Raw genomic sequence first — 19515 nt, 5'->3', positions numbered from 1 at the left:
TGCAATGGGTCTCCAGCCGTCCTGAAAAAGTCTGACTCGGTTCATAGTATGCCCCTACTAAAGGATGAGCCCAGTGCTGTGACCAACGCCCAAATAAACGTCTTGACTCGCTATCGCCGTTTTCAGCGACTGCTGCTGTTTGGAGGAGGTCTGTTCACCACGCTGATGGTGTTGTTGACTTTCTCATTGGGGGTGCATGAGCGCTGGCGCACGCATCTGGAAGTGTTACGCCAGGTCTTTATCGTTAACCGCAATATTCTGGCGACACAGGACATGAGCGTGCTGGTCACGCCATTCAATTTTTATGGCATGTGCAGCACTGTGCTGATTCTGCCGCGCAACGGCGACGTACAGGTCAGTGCCACCAACCCGTGCGATGACTCTCGCGACCTGGCGCCTGACTACCTGCATGATCTGGTCGATAACACATACTTGCCTCTGCAAGAGCGATACGGCGACGGGGTGTTCAGCCTCACGGGTATCGTCGCGGACAGCGATTGGGTCCTGGTGCATGCCTATAGCTCGCGCAGTATCGGCATCATCATCGGCCGGCAAGTGGGCATGGAGGGCGCGTTGACCCTGATAACGCTGATGTTGATGTGGCTGTTACTGATTGCTCTTAGGCTAGGGGTCTTTTCTCCGTTATTGAAATGGGCGCGGAGTGTCCACGAGAGTGAAAAACTCAACCGTATCTTGATCGACACCGTGCCGGTGGGATTGGGGGTGATTGCCCTGGATAGTGGCGAGGTACTGCTATGCAGCCCCACGATGCTGGAAACGGGTGAACGCTTAGCCCCTGTGGGCGCCTCCTTGTCGGCGGCCTTTATCAAACGGTATGACGAGTTGATGCTTGAATACCGCGGGCAACCAGGGAAACCGCCTGAGGCGTTCCATGAAGAGTTGAGCTTCACATTGCGCGATAACTCCAGGCTCGACTTGTCGGTGAGAATGGCGCGAGCACGCCACAAGGGGCGAGAGGTGCTGGTGACGGCATTCGCTGACATCACGGCGAAGATCCGGGTGACAGAACAGATGCGCGAAGCGCGCCAGCACGCCGATTCGGCCAATGCCGCGAAATCGGCGTTCCTCGCGGCCATGAGCCATGAGATCCGCACCCCCCTCAACGCTATCCTCGGCAATCTGGAGCTGCTGTCCCATTCCGCCCTCGATTGCGTGCAGCGCGATCGGCTGAACGTGATCCGCGCCTCCTCCGATGGCCTGCTGGCGACTATCAGCGATGTATTGGACTTCTCTAAAATCGAGGCCGGCGAGCTGTGTCTGGAGCACATCGAGTTTGATGCGCTGGAGGTGGTGTCCCGCGCGCTCATGATGTTCGCTCCAGTGGCGGCGGCCAAGGGCCTGCGATTGATGGGCGAATTGGGCCAGGCATCGACGCAGCCGATGCGCGGAGACCCGACCCGCCTCGGGCAGGTGATCTATAACCTGCTATCCAATGCCATCAAGTTCACTGAGTCCGGGCAGGTCCTGTTGCGTATGCTGACGGACGAGTCCAGGTCACAGTTGCTGATCGAGGTCCAGGATACCGGCATAGGCTTGTCATCGGGGCAGTTGGCGCGCATGTTCCAGGCCTTTAGCCAAGCGGATGCGTCTATCAATCGCCGCTTTGGCGGTACCGGGTTGGGGCTGGCGTTGTGCTCGCGGCTGGTGCAGGCCATGGACGGCACATTGTCCGTCGTCAGCGAACTGGGGCAGGGCAGCCGTTTCATCCTGAGCCTGCCCCTGGGGGCGTGTACGCAAGTGCCATTGGTGCCGCGCTTCAATGGCCAGCACGTATTGCTGGTGGTGGCCTCGCATTCCGCCTGTGACTATGTCTGCGGCGTGTTGCAAGCGTGGGGCCTGCGTGTCACCTGCTACAGCCATCCCTCCCAGGTCGGATCAGAGGCAATTTCGACGGCGTCGATATTGATCCTCTGGGGGGAGCGGCATAGCTGGCACGCCGCTGAGGAAAATCGACTTGTGGAGGAGTCGTCGTGGGTCATCGATTGTGCTATCGATGGAACCCGGGAACCCTTGGTTGCTGGACGTCTGTTGAGTGTTTCGATGTTCGGGCTGCGTGGGCTGGTCGCAGGCTTGCGTCATGCGCTGCAAGGCAAAGCGTTGGCCGCGCCACAAAACGCCAGAAAAGTGCTGGTCAAGCCATTGCGGGTGCTGGTCGTCGAAGACAATCTATTGAACCGGGAGCTGTTCAGGGAGCAACTCAAGCTGCTGGGCTGTGCCCCGTTGGTGGTTGCGAATGGCGAGCAGGCGCTGGCATGGCTGGACGATCAACCGTTTGACGCACTGCTCACCGACCTGGCCATGCCCTTGCTCGATGGTTACGAATTAGCACGTCGGGTGCGGCAGCGCTGGCCCGATATGCCGGTGTTGGCGGTCACCGCCCATGTCACGCTGCAGGACCGCAGGCGTTGCGAAAAGGCGGGCATGCTCCGCGTGCTGGGCAAACCCTTGTCGCTGAATGCACTGGCCCAGGCCCTGTCGGAAGTGACGGGCACCGAATGCACTTACTATGAGGTCGGTCAGGGCAGTGGGCTACTGGGTGGGCAGGTCATGCCGGAGAGTATTCGCGAAATGTTCTGGGAGTCCTGCGAAAGCTCATTGGCCGTGCTGCGCCAGGCCCGACGCGACGGTGATGTGCAGCAAATGCTCGCAGAGTTACACTCCCTGCGCGGCATGCTCGGGGTGTACCGGATGCGCGGGGTGAGCCGCAAGCTGGTCGATGCGGAGAACGGGCTGAAGTGTGGGGCCGCTTCCGCGCTGGCGGAGGTGGACAGGCTGATGGCAGAACTGGCGGCAGAGATCAATCTGGCGCGCACCGCAGCTATCGCGTGAGCTTGCCGTTATCGCGTCTGAAAGCAGCGATCCATATTTCAGCAAATGAGTGCGCAGTGGGAGAACGTTCGAGCGATGACCACAACCTTTGACCAGGATGGTGTGCTGGCCCGCTTGCATCGCTATCAGACTATGTTGGTCATGGGCGGTGGCACTGCCATCACCGTGTTGGTGCTGCTGGCCGGGGTACTGGAAGTGGTTGCCTCGGTGATGACCTACGTTGCCCGGACCAACGAAGAAGTCTCCGTCGATGTGCGTCACGTAATGGACTTCACTGCGCGTGCCACGGCGACTTTACGCAACAATGTGCAGAACATGGAGCTTGCCTGGGAGCGTGCCGAGGCACCGGACAGCAAGCGTCTGCAGGCCTACATCGAAGCTGGCAAGCTGGTACGCGTCAATGCCTCCGCTGCCGCGCCTTCGTTGCTGGTGCTCGGCAGCATCCACCAGGACGATCCCGCCCAGGCCTGGCGCTACATCGATCTGGCGCAGCAGATGGCGCCCGCCACCGCAGTGATAGCGGCCCGAAACGCCGGTGATCTCAGCGCCTACGTCTACAGCCCCGAACAGAGTGTTCTCATCCTCGCGGTTGCACCCTGGCCCGGAGCAGAGTGGCAGGCGCGTATCGCGGCGTCCCGCGACAGCCTGTTCGAAACCCTGACCCGCCAGAACGGACGCGCACTGCTCGCAGCGGACAACCCTGCGCGGAATAGCGCAAAGGGGCTGCCGGCATTTCAGTGGCTGGCGCCCTATGACAGCCCGCTCACCGGCGCTTCGGCGATTCGGGTGGCGGCACCGCTGATCGGCCGTGATCAGCACTCTTTCGGCACTCTGGTGTTCGAGCTGCCGCTGTCCAGCCTGGCAGCCAAGTTGCCGGACACCGGCCTGCAAGGCAGTTGCATGATTCTGGGCGCCGATGGCTCGCCGATCTTTTCCTGTCAGCAGGCGGGTGGGCCTCAAACCTTGAGCGAGGCCCAGCAGGCATTGGCTGACGGCTTGGGGCGCAGCCGCCAAACGACCTATCTGCAAGGCCATGTTCTCAGCGGCTGGCCGCTGGGAGACACCTCCTGGACGCTGGTGTACGCCCAGTCGTGGCAGCAGATCGCTAAAGGTGTTGCACCGCAGATCGCCGTCACCGCACTGACCTCCGCCCTGATCATCCTGGCCACCTGGCTGGTATTGCTGCTGGTCAAGTGGCGGTTGCTGGCGCCAGCCGTGGCGCAGTCGCGCCGGGTGTTTGAAAACGAGCAACTCAGCCGGATTCTGGTGGAGACCGCACCGATAGGTCTGGGCCTGATTGCTGTCGACAACGAACAACCGTTGCTGCGCAGCCCGGCGATGATCGACATGGCCCGGCATATCTCACGCCCTGGAACCAGCTTGTCGGCACTGTTTGCCCGGCATTTCAAACAACGGCTGACACTGCCGGGCACGCCTCCGGTGCATACCATTCGCCAGGAAGACCTCGGTGTTTCCACCCTCGATGGCCAACACATCGACCTGTCGGTGAGCATCGCCCAGGCCCGTTACCAAGGTCGTGATGTGCTGGTGACGGCGTTCACCGACGTGACCGCGAAAAAACGTCTTGAGCAGCAACTGCGTGAAGCACACCAGGCCGCGGACGCCGCCAATGCGGCCAAGTCCGGGTTCCTGGCGGCCATGAGCCACGAAATCCGCACGCCGTTGAACGCCATCCTGGGCAACCTCGAATTGCTTGCCTACTCGCCGCTCAACTCGCGCCAACGCGACCGCCTCAAGACCATCCAGACAACCTCCGATGCGTTGCTGGCGATCATCAGCGACGTCCTGGATTTTTCCAGAATCGAAGCCAATGAGTTACGCCTGGAGGACCTTGAGTTCGATGCCCTGGAGATCGCGTCTCGGGCGCTGATGATATTCGCGCCGGTCGCGCGGGCCAAGGGCCTGACGTTGCTCGGCGAATTCGAGGAGAGTGTTTCGTTGCCGATGCGCGGTGATCCTACGCGCATGGGGCAGGTGATCCATAACCTGCTGTCCAACGCCATCAAGTTTACGGACAAGGGCCAGGTACTGCTGCGCCTGACTGCGGATAAAGTTGCGCGCACCGTGACTATCGAGGTCGAGGACAGTGGGATCGGTCTGACCGCCGAGCAACAGGCTCGGCTGTTCAGTGCGTTCAGTCAGGCCGACGCCAGTATCAACCGTCGGTATGGCGGCACCGGATTGGGGTTGGCACTGTGCTCGCGCTTGACCCAGGCCATGGGCGGCAGCCTTGTGGTGCAAAGCGCGCATGGTCACGGCAGTCGATTTACCCTGCGCTTGCCTCTGGGAGCGGCGACCGGCCACCCGGATCTTCCGCGCTTCGAGTCTGAACGCGTGCTGTTGGTGGCGGCCTCGCCTGATTGCCGCACCTATTTGACCCGGGCTCTGTGCAGTTGGGGGTTACAGGTCCAGTCCTATGGTCACCCGGCACAATTGCAAGATGACCAGCTTGAGGGCGCCGACACCCTGATTCTGTGGGGCTCACGACAGACCTGGCATGCCGATGACGAAAACCGCCTGGTGGAAAAGTCTTCTTGGGTCATCGATTGCACGGAGGATGGCCCGGCCGAACCCGTGGCCGCCGGGCGCGTCCTCAGTGCGTCGGTGTTCGGTCTGCGCGGGCTGGCAGCGGCGTTGCGCTATGGCTTGCAAGGTCAACCGTTAGCGAAGGCGGAGCAGGGCATATCGGCACTGGCCAAACCGCTGAAGGTATTGATTGCGGAAGACAACGCGGTCAACCGCCGACTGTTCGAGGAGCAGCTCAAGCGACTCGGATGCCTCGCCACCACCGTGGAGAGCGGGGCAAAAGCGCTGGCCTGTCTGGAGCAGGAGCCTTTCGATGTGTTGCTGACCGACCTGTCGATGCCGGATATGGACGGTTATGAGCTTGCCTTGCAGGTTCGCCAGCGATGGCCGGCACTCCCGGTGCTGGCGGTCACGGCGCACGTAACACCGCAGGAGCGCGCGCGCGGCGAAGACGTCGGCATGACTCGCGTGCTGAGCAAGCCGCTGTCGCTCAGGGACCTGGGCCAAGCCTTGTCCGAAGTGACCGGCACCGAGTGGGGGGGCAAGGCCTGGTCTGGCAGTGAACTCCTGGCTGGCGACGCAGTGCCTGATGACATCCGGCGGGTGTTTCGCGAATCCTGCCAAGCATCGGTGGCAACCCTGTGTCGGGCCCGGGACGCGGACGATACCGCCGCGATCCTGGCAGAACTGCATGCGTTGCGTGGCGCCTTGGGCGTATTCAATATGCAACACATGGCCGCGCTGTGCATGGACCTGGAACAGGATGTGCGCGCCAACGGTGTAAGGGCTTGCAGCACCGGCGTGAAGCAATTGTGCGATGCGCTGCAAACCAGTGTGATCAGCCCCCCTGAATCATTGCATGATCTCCTGGAACGGATGTTATCCCTGGCGGATGCCAAGGCGCCCGAAGACGCCATGGCTCAAATCGCCGTGCTGGCGCGCCAAGCCCAACAACGTCTGCGCGATGGTTGATCGCGGTGACTGACTGCTATGCGTCGCTCTCGGCGTTAGTTGCCTTTCCGAGGCTCCTCGGGCACGGAACTTGACCTGGATCAATAACGCTGTTAGTCCGCTGCGATTTTGCGCCGCAAGTTTAACTTCCGTACTGGTCCTACATAAAATCTTTCTGCTTTTACTTAGTATTCGTTGGTGCCGGTAACGGCTATCGATCGATATGCAAAGGCCTGTGGGACTTCCATTGGCGGACGATATCTATACTCCATTAAAGCAGACACTGAATATGAAAAAGCTCTTTCTAAGCGTTGCAGTTATTTCGGCAATGGGGCTCTCGGCCATGGCCAACGCGGCTTCTACTCCTACTGTTGGTGCTACAGGCACTATCACTTTCAATGGCACTATCAGTGCCGATAGTTGTGTTGTTCATAGTGACGGCCCTGGCACTGCGGGCGGCAACCTGACTTACAACCTCGGGACTGTTCCAGTCAGCGCCCTGGGGACTGAAGCCAATCCAAGTGGCGGCGGTACCCTGACCGCGCTGCCGACAGACCTGAACTTGAGTGTGGAGTGCGGTTCGGCGGCAACCACCGTCGAACTGAAACTGACGCCGACTGCAGTCTCCGGCAAAGGTATTGCGGTGAGCGGTGGTGCGACCAACGTACAAATCATGTTGGTTGATACGCGTACCAGTACTCCGGCACCGCTTGACTTCACCTCAGGCAGCGCAACCTTGACCGGTGCGATCAGCGGTGGCAGCAGCAGTATCCCGCTGAAGGCTTACTACACTCACACGTCCTCGGGCGCGGCAACTGCGGGTCCGGCCAACGCAACCGTGGCCTACACCCTGTCTTACAACTAAGCCCTCGGCTTGTCTCAAGCGAGGTTGCAGAACCTTGCTTGAGGTCTTTTTTCGGAGGATTGTTTTTTGACCACTTTCATATTTCGTAGTCTCGCGGCCCAAGTCATGCTGGTGACGGCGTGCCTGGGTTTCAGTTTGTCCGCGCAGGCTGCCATTTCCCTTAGTGGTACTCGCCTGATATTTGAGGGTAAGAATAAAGAAGCCTCTATCATTGTTCGCAATGAAGGTTCAAAAGTGCTGGTCCAGTCGTGGATCGAGAGCAATACGCCCGGTGATAGTGGTGAACTACCATTTGCAGTAACACCGCCATTGGCCAAGATGCAACCTAATGGCCAACAACTGTTGCGCGTACTCTATGCAGGCAAGAGCGATTTGCCGACCAATAAAGAGACCGTGCTCTGGCTCAATGTTCAGGAAGTTCCGGAGCAAGTCGAAGGCGAGAATACGCTGCAGTTGGCGATTCGTCAGCGCATCAAGCTGTTCTATCGTCCAGCGGGCATCAGCGGAACGGCGGCCGATGCGGCTACCAGTTTGACCTGGCAATTGGTTCAGCAAGCCGGAAAACCGGCGCTGAGAGTCGTCAATTCCAGTGCTTTTCATGTCCCGATCAATACTGTCGATCTGAGTGCCATGGCGCAGCAGGAAAAACTCTCCACGCCCTTCATGATCGCGCCGGGAGAGACCCATTACCTGACGTTGAAGAACGCTGGCATTTCGCCCCAGTCGCGCCTCAGCTTCAAGGCCGTGAACGATTACGGCGGCGTCGACACTTTCAACGCACAACTTGTCAGCGGCACCCCCGTTCAAGCTCAACGCGCAACGCCTTAACCACACGCCCGAGCGTCTCCCTGGCATCTGTCCCATACATAGCGCTAAGGCTTGCGCTGATTGCCTGAGTCATACGGCTGCGCGTTCCTTTTTTTTGAGCAGAATCTCTCGAAACTATCATGTCGATACCTAGCTTGTTTTTCACATCACACATGACCGGCTCGCGACTTCGCATCGGCACTCCGCGTCTGATGCTGTTGAGCACATGCTTATGTTTCTGGATCGACGTTATGGCGGCCGACGGCCTGGTCAAGGCCGTACCGGAGGCCGACACTCAGCTTATTGCCAACGCTACGGCGGTAGATATCACTCGCCCCCCCGGCCGGGGGCATGAGGGTTACAACGTCGCGTTCCTGTATGGCATGGGCCAGTCTGCGGATGTGAAAACGTTGTTGATGGGCAGCGACGTACTGCCGGGCATCTATCGGGTCGACATCTATGCAAACAACACGCTGGTCGGACGCCAGGATGTGGTCTTTTCCGAGAACCCCAAGTCCGGCGAGGTCGAGGCGTGTTTCAGCGAGGATCTGCTCAAGCAAGTCGGCATCAACACCGTGGCGTTGCACAGCGAGGGGAAGCTCAAGGCCGACACTGACTGCTATCGTCTGCCTGATCTGATCGATCAAGCCGGTGCGGTCTACGATTCGCCGCGGTTGCGCTTGAACCTGAGCGTGCCGCAGGCCGCGATGACTCGCGAGCGCCGCGGTTATGTCGATCCTTCCGTGTGGGATTCCGGGGTCAGCCTTGGATTCGTCAATTACAACCTCAATAGCCGCTACGACTACAGTTCCAGCAATGAAAGCCGGCAATCGACCAACCTGGGGTTGCGCATGGGGCTGAATGTGGGTGACTGGCGTCTGCGCAATAACTCTTCCCAGACTTCCAGTACCGGGCAACCGTCGAAGTTCACCAGCCAGAACACCTACCTGCAGCGGGACATCACGGGACTGAAAAGCCAACTGTGGCTAGGCGAGACCTACACCAATTCGCCGCTGTTCGACGGGGTACGTTTTCGCGGGGTGCAGATGGCCTCCGACGAAGGCATGAGTCCGGATAGCGAACAGGGTTATGCGCCTGTCATTCGAGGGAATGCCGAGTCCAACGCCACCGTTGAAGTGCGCCAGAACAATTATCTGATCTACAGCGCAAACGTCTCGCCAGGGCCTTTTGAAATCACCGACCTCTCGCCATCCGGTTCCAACGGCGACCTGGAGGTGACCATCATCGAGGCGGATGGCCGCCGTCGGGTGATGCGCCAGGCGTTTTCCAGCCCACCCTTGATGGTGCGTGAAGGGCGGCTGCTGTATGACGCAACGCTGGGGGAGTTCCAGCAGGATTATGGTTCCAGTGAACGTCCGGTATTTGCCAATGGCTCGATGATGTATGGCCTGACCAGCGACCTGACCTTGGCCAGCGGTCTGCAGGCAGCTTCCGGCTTTCAGGCCTATAGCATGGGCGCAGGGATCAATACGCGTATCGGCGCAGTGTCCCTGGACGGAACCCAGTCCCACAGCAGCATTGAGGGTACGAGCAAGGCCGGCCAGCGCTTGCGCCTGCGCTATGCAAAATTCATCGAGAGCACCAACACTAACGTGTCGGTCAATGCCCAGCGCAGCCTCAATGAAAACTTCCGAAGCCTCTCCGACCACGTCTATGCCAGCAGCGCTGCACAGGGGCATGCGTGGTATTCGAGTGAGTTTCCTGATTATTCCTCGACTTCTTCTGCGTACTCGCGAACGCGTCTGGACGTCTATCTGGCGCAGAACCTGGGCAAGGACAATCGCTTTGGCAGCGTGTACCTCAACGGATCGGACGACCGCTATTGGAACAATTCAAGCTCACGCAGCTACTCGGCGGGCTATAGCAACTCCTGGCGCAGCCTGAGCTATAACGTGGGTGTGACCCACGCGCAGAACGTCAGCTCGTCGATGTATAACAGTCGCTACAGCGACACCACCCTCACGCTTTCACTGTCCTTCCCGTTAGGTGGCGGGGAAAGGCCGCCGCAAGTGTTCATGAACAGCAGCCGGCAGCAGGGCGGCGATACCAGCCTGCAGACAGGCGTCACCGGGACTTTGCCCAGTGACCGTGACGTGAACTATTCGGTGGTCGCCGGCCGGGGAGCGGACGGAACCGGCAATGGCTCGGCATCGGTGGGCAGTAACACGTCCGTCGGCAACATGACGCTGGGTTACAGCTATGGCAATCAGTACCACTCGACTTCTCTGCAAGCCAACGGCGCTATCGTCGCCCATGCCGGAGGCGTCAACCTCGCCCAGCCGCTGAGCGAGACCTTTGCCTTGGTCAAGGTCGAACCGCGCATGGCGGACGTACCGGTGGCGAGCTACTCGGGGGTGAAAACCGGTGCCAACGGTTACGCGGTCGTCCCCAACGCTACGCCATACCGGGCGAACTGGCTGGGCCTAAGCGCGAATGGGATGAGTCCTGACGTCGAGATCGACACGGCCATGCAACAAGTGGTGCCGCGTCGTGGTGCTGCGGCATTGGCTACGTTCAAGTCCAGCAGTGGACGCCGGGTGCAGTTCGAGCTGTTCCGCCCGGATGGCAAGCTGATGCCCTTCGGTGCGACGGTGGATCATGACGACGGCCAGCGCCTGGGTATTGCCGATCCACGCGGACGGGTGCTCGCGTTGCTGAGCGATGAGCAGACTTCGGGTGAGCTGCTGATTAGCTGGGATAACAATCAGTGCCGCGTAAGGTTTGCTTTGCCTGAGAAAAAAGCCGGGGAGAACTATCAGAGTATTTCTCTGAAGTGCAACGCAGTGACTCCGACGCCAGACAAGCCTGCACCTGCACCTGCACCGAAAAAGATCAAGAGTGCCGTGCCGAGCATTGCGTTCTACCAGCCACGGCAATAACCATCGACTTCGCCATGTCCATGAGCGTTATGGACCTCAATTGCGCGCCGCCCTCGAGGGCGGCGCTGCCTACACCAGAGCACGAGGCTCAGAAGTAACTCAAGGTGATTCGGTAAGCGTCATGCGAAGCATCTTGGCTGAGAACAATACCTTTTCCCGTTGAACTCAGGTGCCGCCAGACAACCACATCAGTATCCATGCTTGCGGTGACCAGCGACGTCATTTCACTGCGCTCGCATTGGATGGCGAGCGCGGAGGGGAGGGCGGTGTGAGAGGGGGAGTGGAGGGGTTGGCATTGCGCCGCTTCTACGATTGCTCCGCTGAACTTAATCTTGCCCGTCGTAACGGCCTCTGCGTTGGCCTGATTAATCACGATAGGACTAATAAGCAATGTAAGTAACACCATTAGACCGGGTTTTATGGTATTCATGGTTTTCTCCTGCTAGTACTGGGTCGAGAATCGAACCAGGCTACTGCTATCTAATTCAACGGCACCTTTTTCATAAACTTTAGGGCCGACTGATTAAATACAGTGCGCAGTAGCAGCGGAGCATTGATACGATCTGATGTGTTCTGAGAGGTCTTATCCTGAATGGGTCTGCTTGATTCCCGCGTGACTTCGTTCAATACGGATATCGGACGGTGTCCTGCACTGGAAGGGAATTATCTGTTGATGAGATTATCCATTGGAGTTCCGCGCGATCGACAAAAGTGGCATCGCAAATGGTGACTTTACCGTAACGAATGACCGACCCGGCGACCAGCTTTTCGCTGCCATAGATCAATGCAGAGAGAATCTGCGGGGAGTCGAGGCAAAAAGCCAGTGGGGCAAAGCTGTTCTGGTTGCTGAATTTCTCGTTGAGAATCAGTACATCAAACGGCGCATACGCATAATCTACCAAGCGCCGTAATTCCGTAATGGATTGCACTGGTGCAATCCGGTGATAGCCCAATTGGTTCAATACCCTTTCAATTCGCAAGCGAAAGAAATGCTGTTCATCGGCGATGAGAATTCGTGATGACTTATGTATCATTTTTACAGCCCTGCGCGGTAAGGTATGCAGTAGAGGAAACTTATTCCTACAACAGCCCAGCCTAACGATGCTGTAATTTTTATTATATGGGACGAGTATTAAAAGCAGCGCGCACACAGTAGCGACGTCTACGAAACCCCGTGACGTTTCAATCAAAGACTCTTTGTAAGGTTGCCTAGCATCTCTTTTGCGGTAGAGACGACTTTGGAGTTCATTTCATAGGCTCGTTGAGTGGTGATCATGTTGACCATCTCTTCAACGGTACTCACGTTTGAGGTTTCCAAGGTGCTCTGCAATGTTGTGCCGATACCATTGACTCCTGGAGTGCCGACTTGAGGAGCCCCGCTGGCGGCGGTTTCCAGAAAGAGGTTGGCGCCTTGTGCTTGCAAGCCTGCCGGATTAATGAAATCGGCTATCTGCAGATTGCCAATCACCTGCGAGGCAGGGCTGCCGGCGACAGTGATCGATACAGTCCCGTCCTGGCCCACGGTGAATGTCTGGGCGTTGTTGGGGACAACGATCGCCGGTTCCAGGGCGAACCCATTCGCGGTGACGATCTGACCGTTTGCATTTAAGTGGAACGTGCCGTCCCTAGTGTAGGAAAGGCTGCCGTCGGGTTGCAGTATCTGGAAAAAACCACGGCCGTTCAGCGCCAGGTCCAGAGGTTGACCGGTCGTTTGCAGGCTGCCGGCAGAGAAGTTTTTCTGGGTGCCGACGACATGCACCCCGGTGCCTAGTTGCAGGCCAGAGGGCAGTGCGCTGTTCTGGGTTGACTGTGCGCCTGGCTGTCGTTTGATCTGATAGACAAGGTCTTGAAACTCGGCGCGATCACGTTTGAAGCCGGTAGTCGAGACGTTCGCCAGGTTGTTGGAAATAGTGGTCAGGTTAGTGTCCTGGGCAGAAAGCCCGGTTTTTGCGACATACAGTGCAGGCAGCATCCAAATCTCCTTGGCGGCGGTGGTGCGGGGTCAGGATCTATCGGGTGGAGCAAACAATGGACTTCCGACCACGCCTCACGTCATCTGGAGCAACGTCTTGTTGATGGTGCTCTCGGTCGAAATCGTCTTGGCGTTTGCCTGGTAGTTGCTCTGGGCCTTGATCAGGTTCACCAGCTCGGTGGTCAGGTTAACGTTGGAGTTCTCCAGAGCATTGGCGACGATCGATCCCAGTGTTCCGGCCTGAGGGACGTCATAACCCGGCTGGCCAGAAGCGAAGGTTTCCTTCCAGGCAGTGCCACCCGCCGGCTGCAGGCCTTGCTCGTTGTTGAAACTGGCCAGCGACAGCTGGCCGATCGCTTTACTTTGTTGGTTGCTGAACGTGGCGAACATCACACCGCTACCGTCGATTTTTAGGCCGGTGATTTGCCCCGTCGCGTAACCATCGGTGATCGGCGGGTTGCGATAGCTGGCGGAGTTGTACTGTGTAATGTTGGCCATGTTGATCGCAACTCCGGCCGGGTTGGCGGCAGCGCCGTTATCTTTCCATGCGCCATTGACCAGCGCGCCCGGCTTCCAGTCGGTAATCGTCAGGGTGGTCTTGGACGTGGTGGAGGGCGGTACTGTAATAGTCGAAAGGGTGCCCGACGTATCAAATGTCAACAGTGAGCCGCTGGGCGCGACACCGGCGGGGCCACTGATCGCCGTGCCGTCTGGATTGCGTCCATCGATCAGCGTGTAAGACATCCATTTATTGGTGTCCGTCTTCACCATGTACTGCACCATAGCGTGCGAGTTGCCTTGGGTGTCGTACAAGGTGGTGCTGTATTGGGTCGTGAAGCTGCTGGTGTCGGTTGGGTCGAACGGCTTGGTGGCTTGGTTGATCGCCGGCGCAGACGCGTTCAGGTTGCTGGTGGAGTCCACCTTGCTGGAAGCCTTTGGCGGCAGGTTCGACAGGTTCAGCCGCAGGTCGGTCAACCCGCCCTTGATGATCTTGCCGTCGGCGTCTGCGGCGTAGCCTTGCAGGCGAGAGGTGCCCGTATTGTTGGTGATGTAGCCATCTTTGTCTGCGCTGAAGGCACCGTTACGGGTGTACTGCAGAGAGCCGTCGCTGCCTTTCTGCACAAAAAAACCACCGCCTTGGATCGCCATATCCAGTGTGCCGCCACTGCCGTTGACATCGCCTTGAGTGAACTGCTGGGACACAGCGGACAGGTTCACACCATTACCGATGGCGTTACGTCCAGTACCCAACTTGGCAGCCGCATAGATATCAGCAAATTCTGCACGGGATGATTTGAAACCGGTGGTGGCGACGTTGGCGATGTTATTGCCAGTGACATCCAACTGTTTGTTGGCCGCAAACAGCCCGCTGAGCCCAATATTAAAAGACATAGCCACTCCTTATTTTGCCATTCGGTTTGAATTTGAAGCAGGGGGCTGATCTGGCCGGGATTGAAGCATGGGGTTGCTGAGACACCCTTGGAGTATCTTTTTCAGGCCGTCAGTTAGTCATCCAAGCGCCCACCGCTTAATCGGCGATGACATTAGAGATGCTGATTGTGCGCAAAGAATGTCGGGTTTTATGGGAGGAACCATGGAGGAATGATGGAGGCGTCAGATTTCTTTTGGGAGGCATAACTTAAACGGTGATCTGATGACCGACGTTACAAGGTACATTGTGTTCGCACTCTTCCAAGGACAGACAATGCTTATCGTATTCAGCGGCCTTCCGGGCACTGGAAAAACCACTATCGCCAAGGCCCTCGTCGCTACGACAGGCGCCCTCTACCTGCGGATCGATACGATCGAACAAGCGATTCGAAACTCCGGTGCTCTTGCGCAAGACGTGGGGCGCAGTGGCTACATGGTCGCGAATGAACTTGCCCTGAGTAATCTTCGTCTAGGCCGTATGGTCATCGTTGATTGCGTAAATCCAATCGTCGAAAGCCGAATGGCGTGGAACGAAGCCGCCTCGAAAGCGGGTGTTCGGTTGGTAAATATTGAAGTGATTTGCTCGGATAAAAACGAACATCGGCGCCGGATAGAAACGAGGCTGGGTGATATTCCCGGGTTGATTCCACCAACCTGGCAATCTGTGTTGGATCACGAATATGAAGCGTGGGCCGAAGCGCCGTTTTGCATAGACACCGCGCTGACTTCGCCGGAGCAAGCAGTATCGATGCTCACCGAAGGCTTATTGCCCAGTGAGTAGTGGCGGCTAATGGGCGCTTAGTCTGCGGTGAGGGCAGGGGAGTTTGCGCACTTGCCTGCGGCGCGGCGCGAGCAACCGCTGTTTTCGCTAGCGAAAACGCTCGGCAGCGGGGTCAGCCAACAGCTCGTTCACCAGGTTGAATACGGTGTTCTTCACCGGACTGTCCAGATCAACCCAGGCAAGGCCGGTCGTTGCCCGGTAATCGCCCAACTCCAGGGGCTTGGACATCACGTTGGCGGGCAGGGCACGCCCGGCACGAGCCGGCAGTAACCCGACGCCGAGCCCGGCGGAAACCAGCGCGAGCATGGTGGTGAACTCGCCGAGTTCCGATGCTATTTCCAGCTGCGCGCCGTGGGTGCTCACGGCATGCATTAGGCCATCGTAAAATCCGGGTGCATAGCGTCTGCCGAGGACGAAAACGGGTACGTTTGCCAGCGCTGTGGGGTGCAGCGTGCCGCACACAGCCAGAGGATGATCGCCGTGCAAAGCCACTATGAAGGTCTCCCGCAGCACTTCCAGGGTTTGAATCCCCGGGGCCACGGCCGGCAAACGCATCAAGCCGAAATCGAGCTGGCCATTTTTCAGCGCCGCTGTCTGATCCGGGCCCGGCATGTCCTTGAGTTCCAGTTCAATCCGCGGAAATCGTTGATGCAGTGAGCGGATCAAGGTGGGCAGCAATTCGGGTAATACCGAGGAGACGAAACCTAAACGCACGCGACCTATTTCACCGCGCCCTGACGCCCTGGCCACGTCCGCTGCATGGGCCGCTTGATGCAAGGTCGCGCGCGCCTCCGGTAGGAAAATCAGTCCCACTTCGGTCAAAGCGACCGAGTGCCGACTGCGGTCGAACAGGCGCACCCCCAGTTCGTCCTCGAGCAACTTGATCTGCATGCTCAGCGCCGGTTGAACGATCGACAGTTGTTGCGCGGCTCGACCGAAGTGAAGCTCCTGAGCCAAGGTCACAAATGCTCTCAAATGTTTGATTTCCATCTGAATACTCCGAGCTTTCAGGGGCTGTTTCGCGCTTATCATGAATTTTGATCACGATATCATTAATGACGATTGGACGTGACCGCTGGGCTGCGATGAAGTGACGGCAAGGCCGAAAAAAACAAATGGCCATTTGTGGAGAACAGCATGTCATTCAATACCAGTAGCTTCCAGCTTAACGGGCGCAGGGCCCTGATCACCGGTTCGGGCAAAGGCATCGGGCTTGAACTAGCCAGGGGCTTGGGAGCTGCGGGCGCCACTGTGGTGATCAATGATCGTAATAGTGACAGAGCGCAACTCATCGCAAGTCAATTGCGTGACGAGGGTGTAAGCACAGAGATCGCGGTGTTTGATGTCACCGATCAGGCTCAGGTTTTCGAAGTGATCAATAGCTTTGAGGCGCAGACCGGAGCCATCGATATCCTGGTGAACAATGCCGGCATTCAGCGGCGGGCACCGCTGGAAGATTTTGCCGCGAACGATTGGCACGAATTGATGCGGGTCAATCTAGACGGCGTCTTCCATGTGTCCCAGGCAGTCGCCCGGCACATGATTGCCCGGCGTCGCGGCAAGATCATCAATATCTGCTCGGTTCAGAGCGAATTGGCCCGGCCGACGATCGCTCCTTATGCGGCGTCGAAAGGTGCCGTGAAGATGCTCACCAAGGGCATGTGCGCCGAATGGGCGTGCCACGGTATTCAGGCCAATGGGTTGGCACCTGGCTATTTCGCGACGCAGATGAACCAGGCGCTGGTAGACAATCCGGAATTTTCCCAATGGCTGTGCAAACGCACGCCCGCGGGCCGTTGGGGGCGCGTCGAGGAGTTGTGTGGTGCCGCCGTATTTCTCGCATCCGCTGCCTCGGACTTCATCAACGGCCAAACGATCTTCGTCGACGGAGGCCTGACAAGCGTCGTTTGAATGTTACTCCCGCCGCAAACAACAACAATAACAGGGGACATCCATGAGCAACCTCAAAGAGCAGGTAGCGTCGCTGGTCGATATTGCCGGGCAGGCTACCGACGAAAATCGTCAACACGTCAAAACCAAAAGCTTCGCACCCAAGCGTTGGCGGTATCTGATTCCGCTAATTTTCATTACCTACAGCCTCGCGTATCTGGATCGCGCCAATTATGGCTTTGCCAGTGCTGCGGGCATCGAGCAGGACCTGGGTATCACCAAAAGCATGTCCTCGTTGATCGGGGCCCTGTTCTTTCTGGGCTACTTTTTCTTTCAGGTTCCGGGCGCTATCTACGCGCAGAAATACAGTGTGCGCAAATTGGTGTTCTGGAGCCTGATCTTGTGGGGCATCTGCGCGATGGCCACGGGGCTGGTGACCAATATTCCGATGTTGATGGTGATCAGGGTGTCGCTGGGCATCGTCGAGGCCGCAGTGATGCCCGCCATGCTGATTTTCATCAGTAACTGGTTCACCCGCAAGGAACGCTCGCGTGCCAATACGTTTCTGGTTCTCGGCAATCCGGTCACCGTACTTTGGATGTCGGTGGTCTCGGGCTATTTGATTCACGCGTGGGGCTGGCGCGAGATGTTCGTGATTGAAGGCGCGCCAGCAGTGTTGTGGGCGTTCATCTGGTGGCGGCTGGCGCGGGACAAGCCCGAGCAGGTCGACTGGCTGACTCAGCAGGAAAAAAACCAGCTGGCCGCGACACTGGCAAACGAACAGAAAGGCATGAAGGTGGTGCGTAATTACCGCCAGGCGTTTACCAGCCCGGTGGTGATCCAACTGTGCTGCGTCCACGCGCTGTGGAGCATCGGGGTTTACGGATTCATCATGTGGCTGCCGACGATCATCAAACAAGCCGCGGCTGCGGATATTGTCACGGTAGGCTGGTTGAGCGCTGTGCCTTATGTCGCGGCCGTGGCCGCCATGCTTGCGGTGTCTTGGATGTCAGATAAATCCCAGCAGCGTAAACATTTTGTCTGGCCGCTTCTGGCGCTGGGTGCGCTGGCATTTTTCTGCTCCTACTTGCTTGGCCCGAGCCATTTCTGGTTGTCGTTTGCTTTGCTGAGCATCGCCGGGGCGGCTTTGTACGTGCCTTACGGACCATTTTTTGCGCTGATCCCGGAAATTCTGCCCTCCAATGTTTTCAGTGGCGCAATTGGTTTGATCAACGCTTGCGGGGCATTAGGTGCCTTTGTGGGCTCATGGATTGTCGGCTACCTGATCGGCCTTACCGGCAACCCCGGAGCGGCCTATATTTTCATGACGGTCGGGGTACTGTCCTCGGCGTTGCTCATGGCTTGGGTGAAGGTGCGGCGATGAGACACAAAATTGACTGCGCGGTTGTCAGCGATCCTGGCAATGCGTCAGTAGCCGTTCTGGTGATCCGCGATCAGTGCCGCCCTCAAAATCCTTGAGCAGGGCAGCGGTGTGGCTCAAGCGTTGATGGACAAGATTTGCGGGGGGGCAGGGGAGACAACGGAGAGGATTTCCGAGTCGAACTGACGCAGATTGGCTACGGCTTGGCCCCGCTATTCGTCAGCAAAATGCCTTGACCCTTATTGACAGCCAAGCGGTATGGGGAAATACTCACCTCTATATTCATATATATGACTAGATAACAAGGTGAATAAAGTCGATGAATGCTCTTTCCAGTGATGTTCGCCTGCCGCTTTACCAACGCCTGCGTGACCATTTGGCTGAACAGATCGCCAACAATCGCTGGCGTCCGGGGGAAGCGATTCCCACCGAAGCTGCGCTTTCAGCGGAATACCAACTGTCTACTGGCACCGTGCGCAAAGCGGTCGATGCATTGGTCAGTGAAGGTATCCTGGAACGTCAGCAAGGTCGAGGCACTTTCATTCGCCGGCCTCAGTTCCAATCTTCGCTGTTCCGATTCTTCCGTTTTCAAACCGCTGCCGGCGAGCGCCGGGTGCCAGAGAGTCGCATCCTGTCGATCGAACCGGTGGCCGCGCCCTCGGCGGTGGCCCAGGCGTTGGGACTGCCACTCGACGCGCCGGTGATCCGCATTGTTCGTGTGCGTCTGCTCGATGTTCAGCCGGTGCTCGCCGAAGAAATCTGGTTGCCCCGCAACCGCTTTCAGCCGCTGCTGGAGATCGACCTGAGTAGCAAAGGGCCGCTGTTGTATCCGATCTATGAAGAGGTCTGCGGTCAGGTCGTCGCCTCGGCCGAAGAAACGCTGACCGCTGAATCGGTGAATGACGTGCACGCGCGATTGCTGCAAGTCCCGGTCAACAGCCCGGTGGTGGTGATCGAGAGGCTGGCGCGTGATTACGCCGGCACACCGCTGGAGTGGCGTCGTTCTCGCGGGCATGCCGAGCACTTCCGTTACCGCGTGGATATTCGCTGACCCGTGCCTGGGTAGCGTTTCGTTCAGCGGCGAGTCGGTCGCCGCTGGTTTGATCGTTTTGTTTGTTCTGACTGGCCTCGTAGCGGCGC

The 19515-nt window shown here is 58.2% G+C and carries 14 protein-coding genes; 9 read left to right on the top strand and 5 right to left on the bottom strand.

Translation table 11 applies throughout. The features are described from left to right. The first annotated feature begins 78 nt into the window (after positions 1 to 78). From ACP7E3_RS13970 to ACP7E3_RS13950, 5 genes are all read left to right on the top strand, one after another. A complete protein-coding gene (locus ACP7E3_RS13970) occupies positions 79 to 2850 on the top strand; it encodes an ATP-binding protein (protein WP_426123420.1) in 2772 nt (923 codons plus the stop codon). A gap of 75 nt (positions 2851 to 2925) precedes the next feature. After that, the gene (locus ACP7E3_RS13965) at positions 2926 to 6369 is read left to right on the top strand and encodes an ATP-binding protein (protein WP_426123418.1); all 3444 of its coding nucleotides are present in this window, start codon (positions 2926 to 2928) and stop codon (positions 6367 to 6369) included. A gap of 268 nt (positions 6370 to 6637) precedes the next feature. Continuing rightward, positions 6638 to 7213, top strand: a complete 576-nt coding sequence (locus tag ACP7E3_RS13960; protein WP_026139933.1) for a fimbrial protein — start codon at positions 6638 to 6640, stop codon at positions 7211 to 7213. A 66-nt stretch (positions 7214 to 7279) separates the two neighbouring features. Continuing rightward, a complete protein-coding gene (locus ACP7E3_RS13955) occupies positions 7280 to 8041 on the top strand; it encodes a fimbrial biogenesis chaperone (protein ID WP_426123416.1) in 762 nt (253 codons plus the stop codon). Positions 8042 to 8271: 230 nt separating this feature from the next. Further along, positions 8272 to 10920: a fimbria/pilus outer membrane usher protein gene (locus ACP7E3_RS13950; RefSeq protein ID WP_426123414.1), complete on the top strand. Its 2649-nt coding sequence runs from the start codon at positions 8272 to 8274 to the stop codon at positions 10918 to 10920. An 88-nt stretch (positions 10921 to 11008) separates the two neighbouring features. On the opposite strand, the gene ACP7E3_RS13945 is transcribed toward ACP7E3_RS13950, so the two are convergent. From ACP7E3_RS13945 to flgE, 4 genes are all read right to left on the bottom strand, one after another. Next, positions 11009 to 11350: a hypothetical protein gene (locus ACP7E3_RS13945; RefSeq protein WP_275959079.1), complete on the bottom strand. Its 342-nt coding sequence runs from the start codon at positions 11348 to 11350 to the stop codon at positions 11009 to 11011. Between the two features lie 193 nt (positions 11351 to 11543). Then, the gene (locus ACP7E3_RS13940) at positions 11544 to 11954 is read right to left on the bottom strand and encodes a response regulator (RefSeq protein ID WP_426123412.1); all 411 of its coding nucleotides are present in this window, start codon (positions 11952 to 11954) and stop codon (positions 11544 to 11546) included. 152 nt (positions 11955 to 12106) lie between these two features. Continuing rightward, a complete protein-coding gene (gene flgG / locus ACP7E3_RS13935) occupies positions 12107 to 12892 on the bottom strand; it encodes a flagellar basal-body rod protein FlgG (protein ID WP_057004138.1) in 786 nt (261 codons plus the stop codon). A gap of 75 nt (positions 12893 to 12967) precedes the next feature. Continuing rightward, positions 12968 to 14284: a flagellar hook protein FlgE gene (flgE, locus tag ACP7E3_RS13930; RefSeq protein ID WP_126588396.1), complete on the bottom strand. Its 1317-nt coding sequence runs from the start codon at positions 14282 to 14284 to the stop codon at positions 12968 to 12970. 313 nt (positions 14285 to 14597) lie between these two features. Between flgE and ACP7E3_RS13925 the strand changes: the two genes are divergently transcribed. Beyond that, positions 14598 to 15104: an AAA family ATPase gene (locus ACP7E3_RS13925; RefSeq protein ID WP_046385296.1), complete on the top strand. Its 507-nt coding sequence runs from the start codon at positions 14598 to 14600 to the stop codon at positions 15102 to 15104. A gap of 87 nt (positions 15105 to 15191) precedes the next feature. Here ACP7E3_RS13925 and ACP7E3_RS13920 read toward each other — a convergent pair whose 3' ends face one another. Continuing rightward, positions 15192 to 16094, bottom strand: coding sequence for a LysR family transcriptional regulator (locus ACP7E3_RS13920; RefSeq protein WP_411220274.1), 903 nt, complete (start codon positions 16092 to 16094; stop codon positions 15192 to 15194). Positions 16095 to 16241: 147 nt separating this feature from the next. On the opposite strand from ACP7E3_RS13920, the gene ACP7E3_RS13915 reads away from it, so the two are divergent. From ACP7E3_RS13915 to ACP7E3_RS13905, 3 genes are all read left to right on the top strand, one after another. Beyond that, positions 16242 to 17015 carry an SDR family NAD(P)-dependent oxidoreductase gene (locus ACP7E3_RS13915; protein WP_046383486.1) on the top strand — a complete coding sequence of 258 codons (774 nt, stop codon included), beginning with the start codon at positions 16242 to 16244 and terminating at the stop codon, positions 17013 to 17015. A gap of 43 nt (positions 17016 to 17058) precedes the next feature. Beyond that, positions 17059 to 18378: an MFS transporter gene (locus tag ACP7E3_RS13910; protein ID WP_426123408.1), complete on the top strand. Its 1320-nt coding sequence runs from the start codon at positions 17059 to 17061 to the stop codon at positions 18376 to 18378. Positions 18379 to 18694: 316 nt separating this feature from the next. Beyond that, positions 18695 to 19426, top strand: a complete 732-nt coding sequence (locus tag ACP7E3_RS13905; RefSeq protein ID WP_046383484.1) for a GntR family transcriptional regulator — start codon at positions 18695 to 18697, stop codon at positions 19424 to 19426. The last annotated feature ends 89 nt before the right edge of the window (positions 19427 to 19515 follow it).

Origin of the sequence: Pseudomonas sp. PSPC2-3, from assembly GCF_049898265.1 — a bacterium.
Lineage (GTDB): Bacteria > Pseudomonadota > Gammaproteobacteria > Pseudomonadales > Pseudomonadaceae > Aquipseudomonas > Aquipseudomonas veronii.
This window is presented reverse-complemented; position numbering and strand designations above follow the sequence as displayed.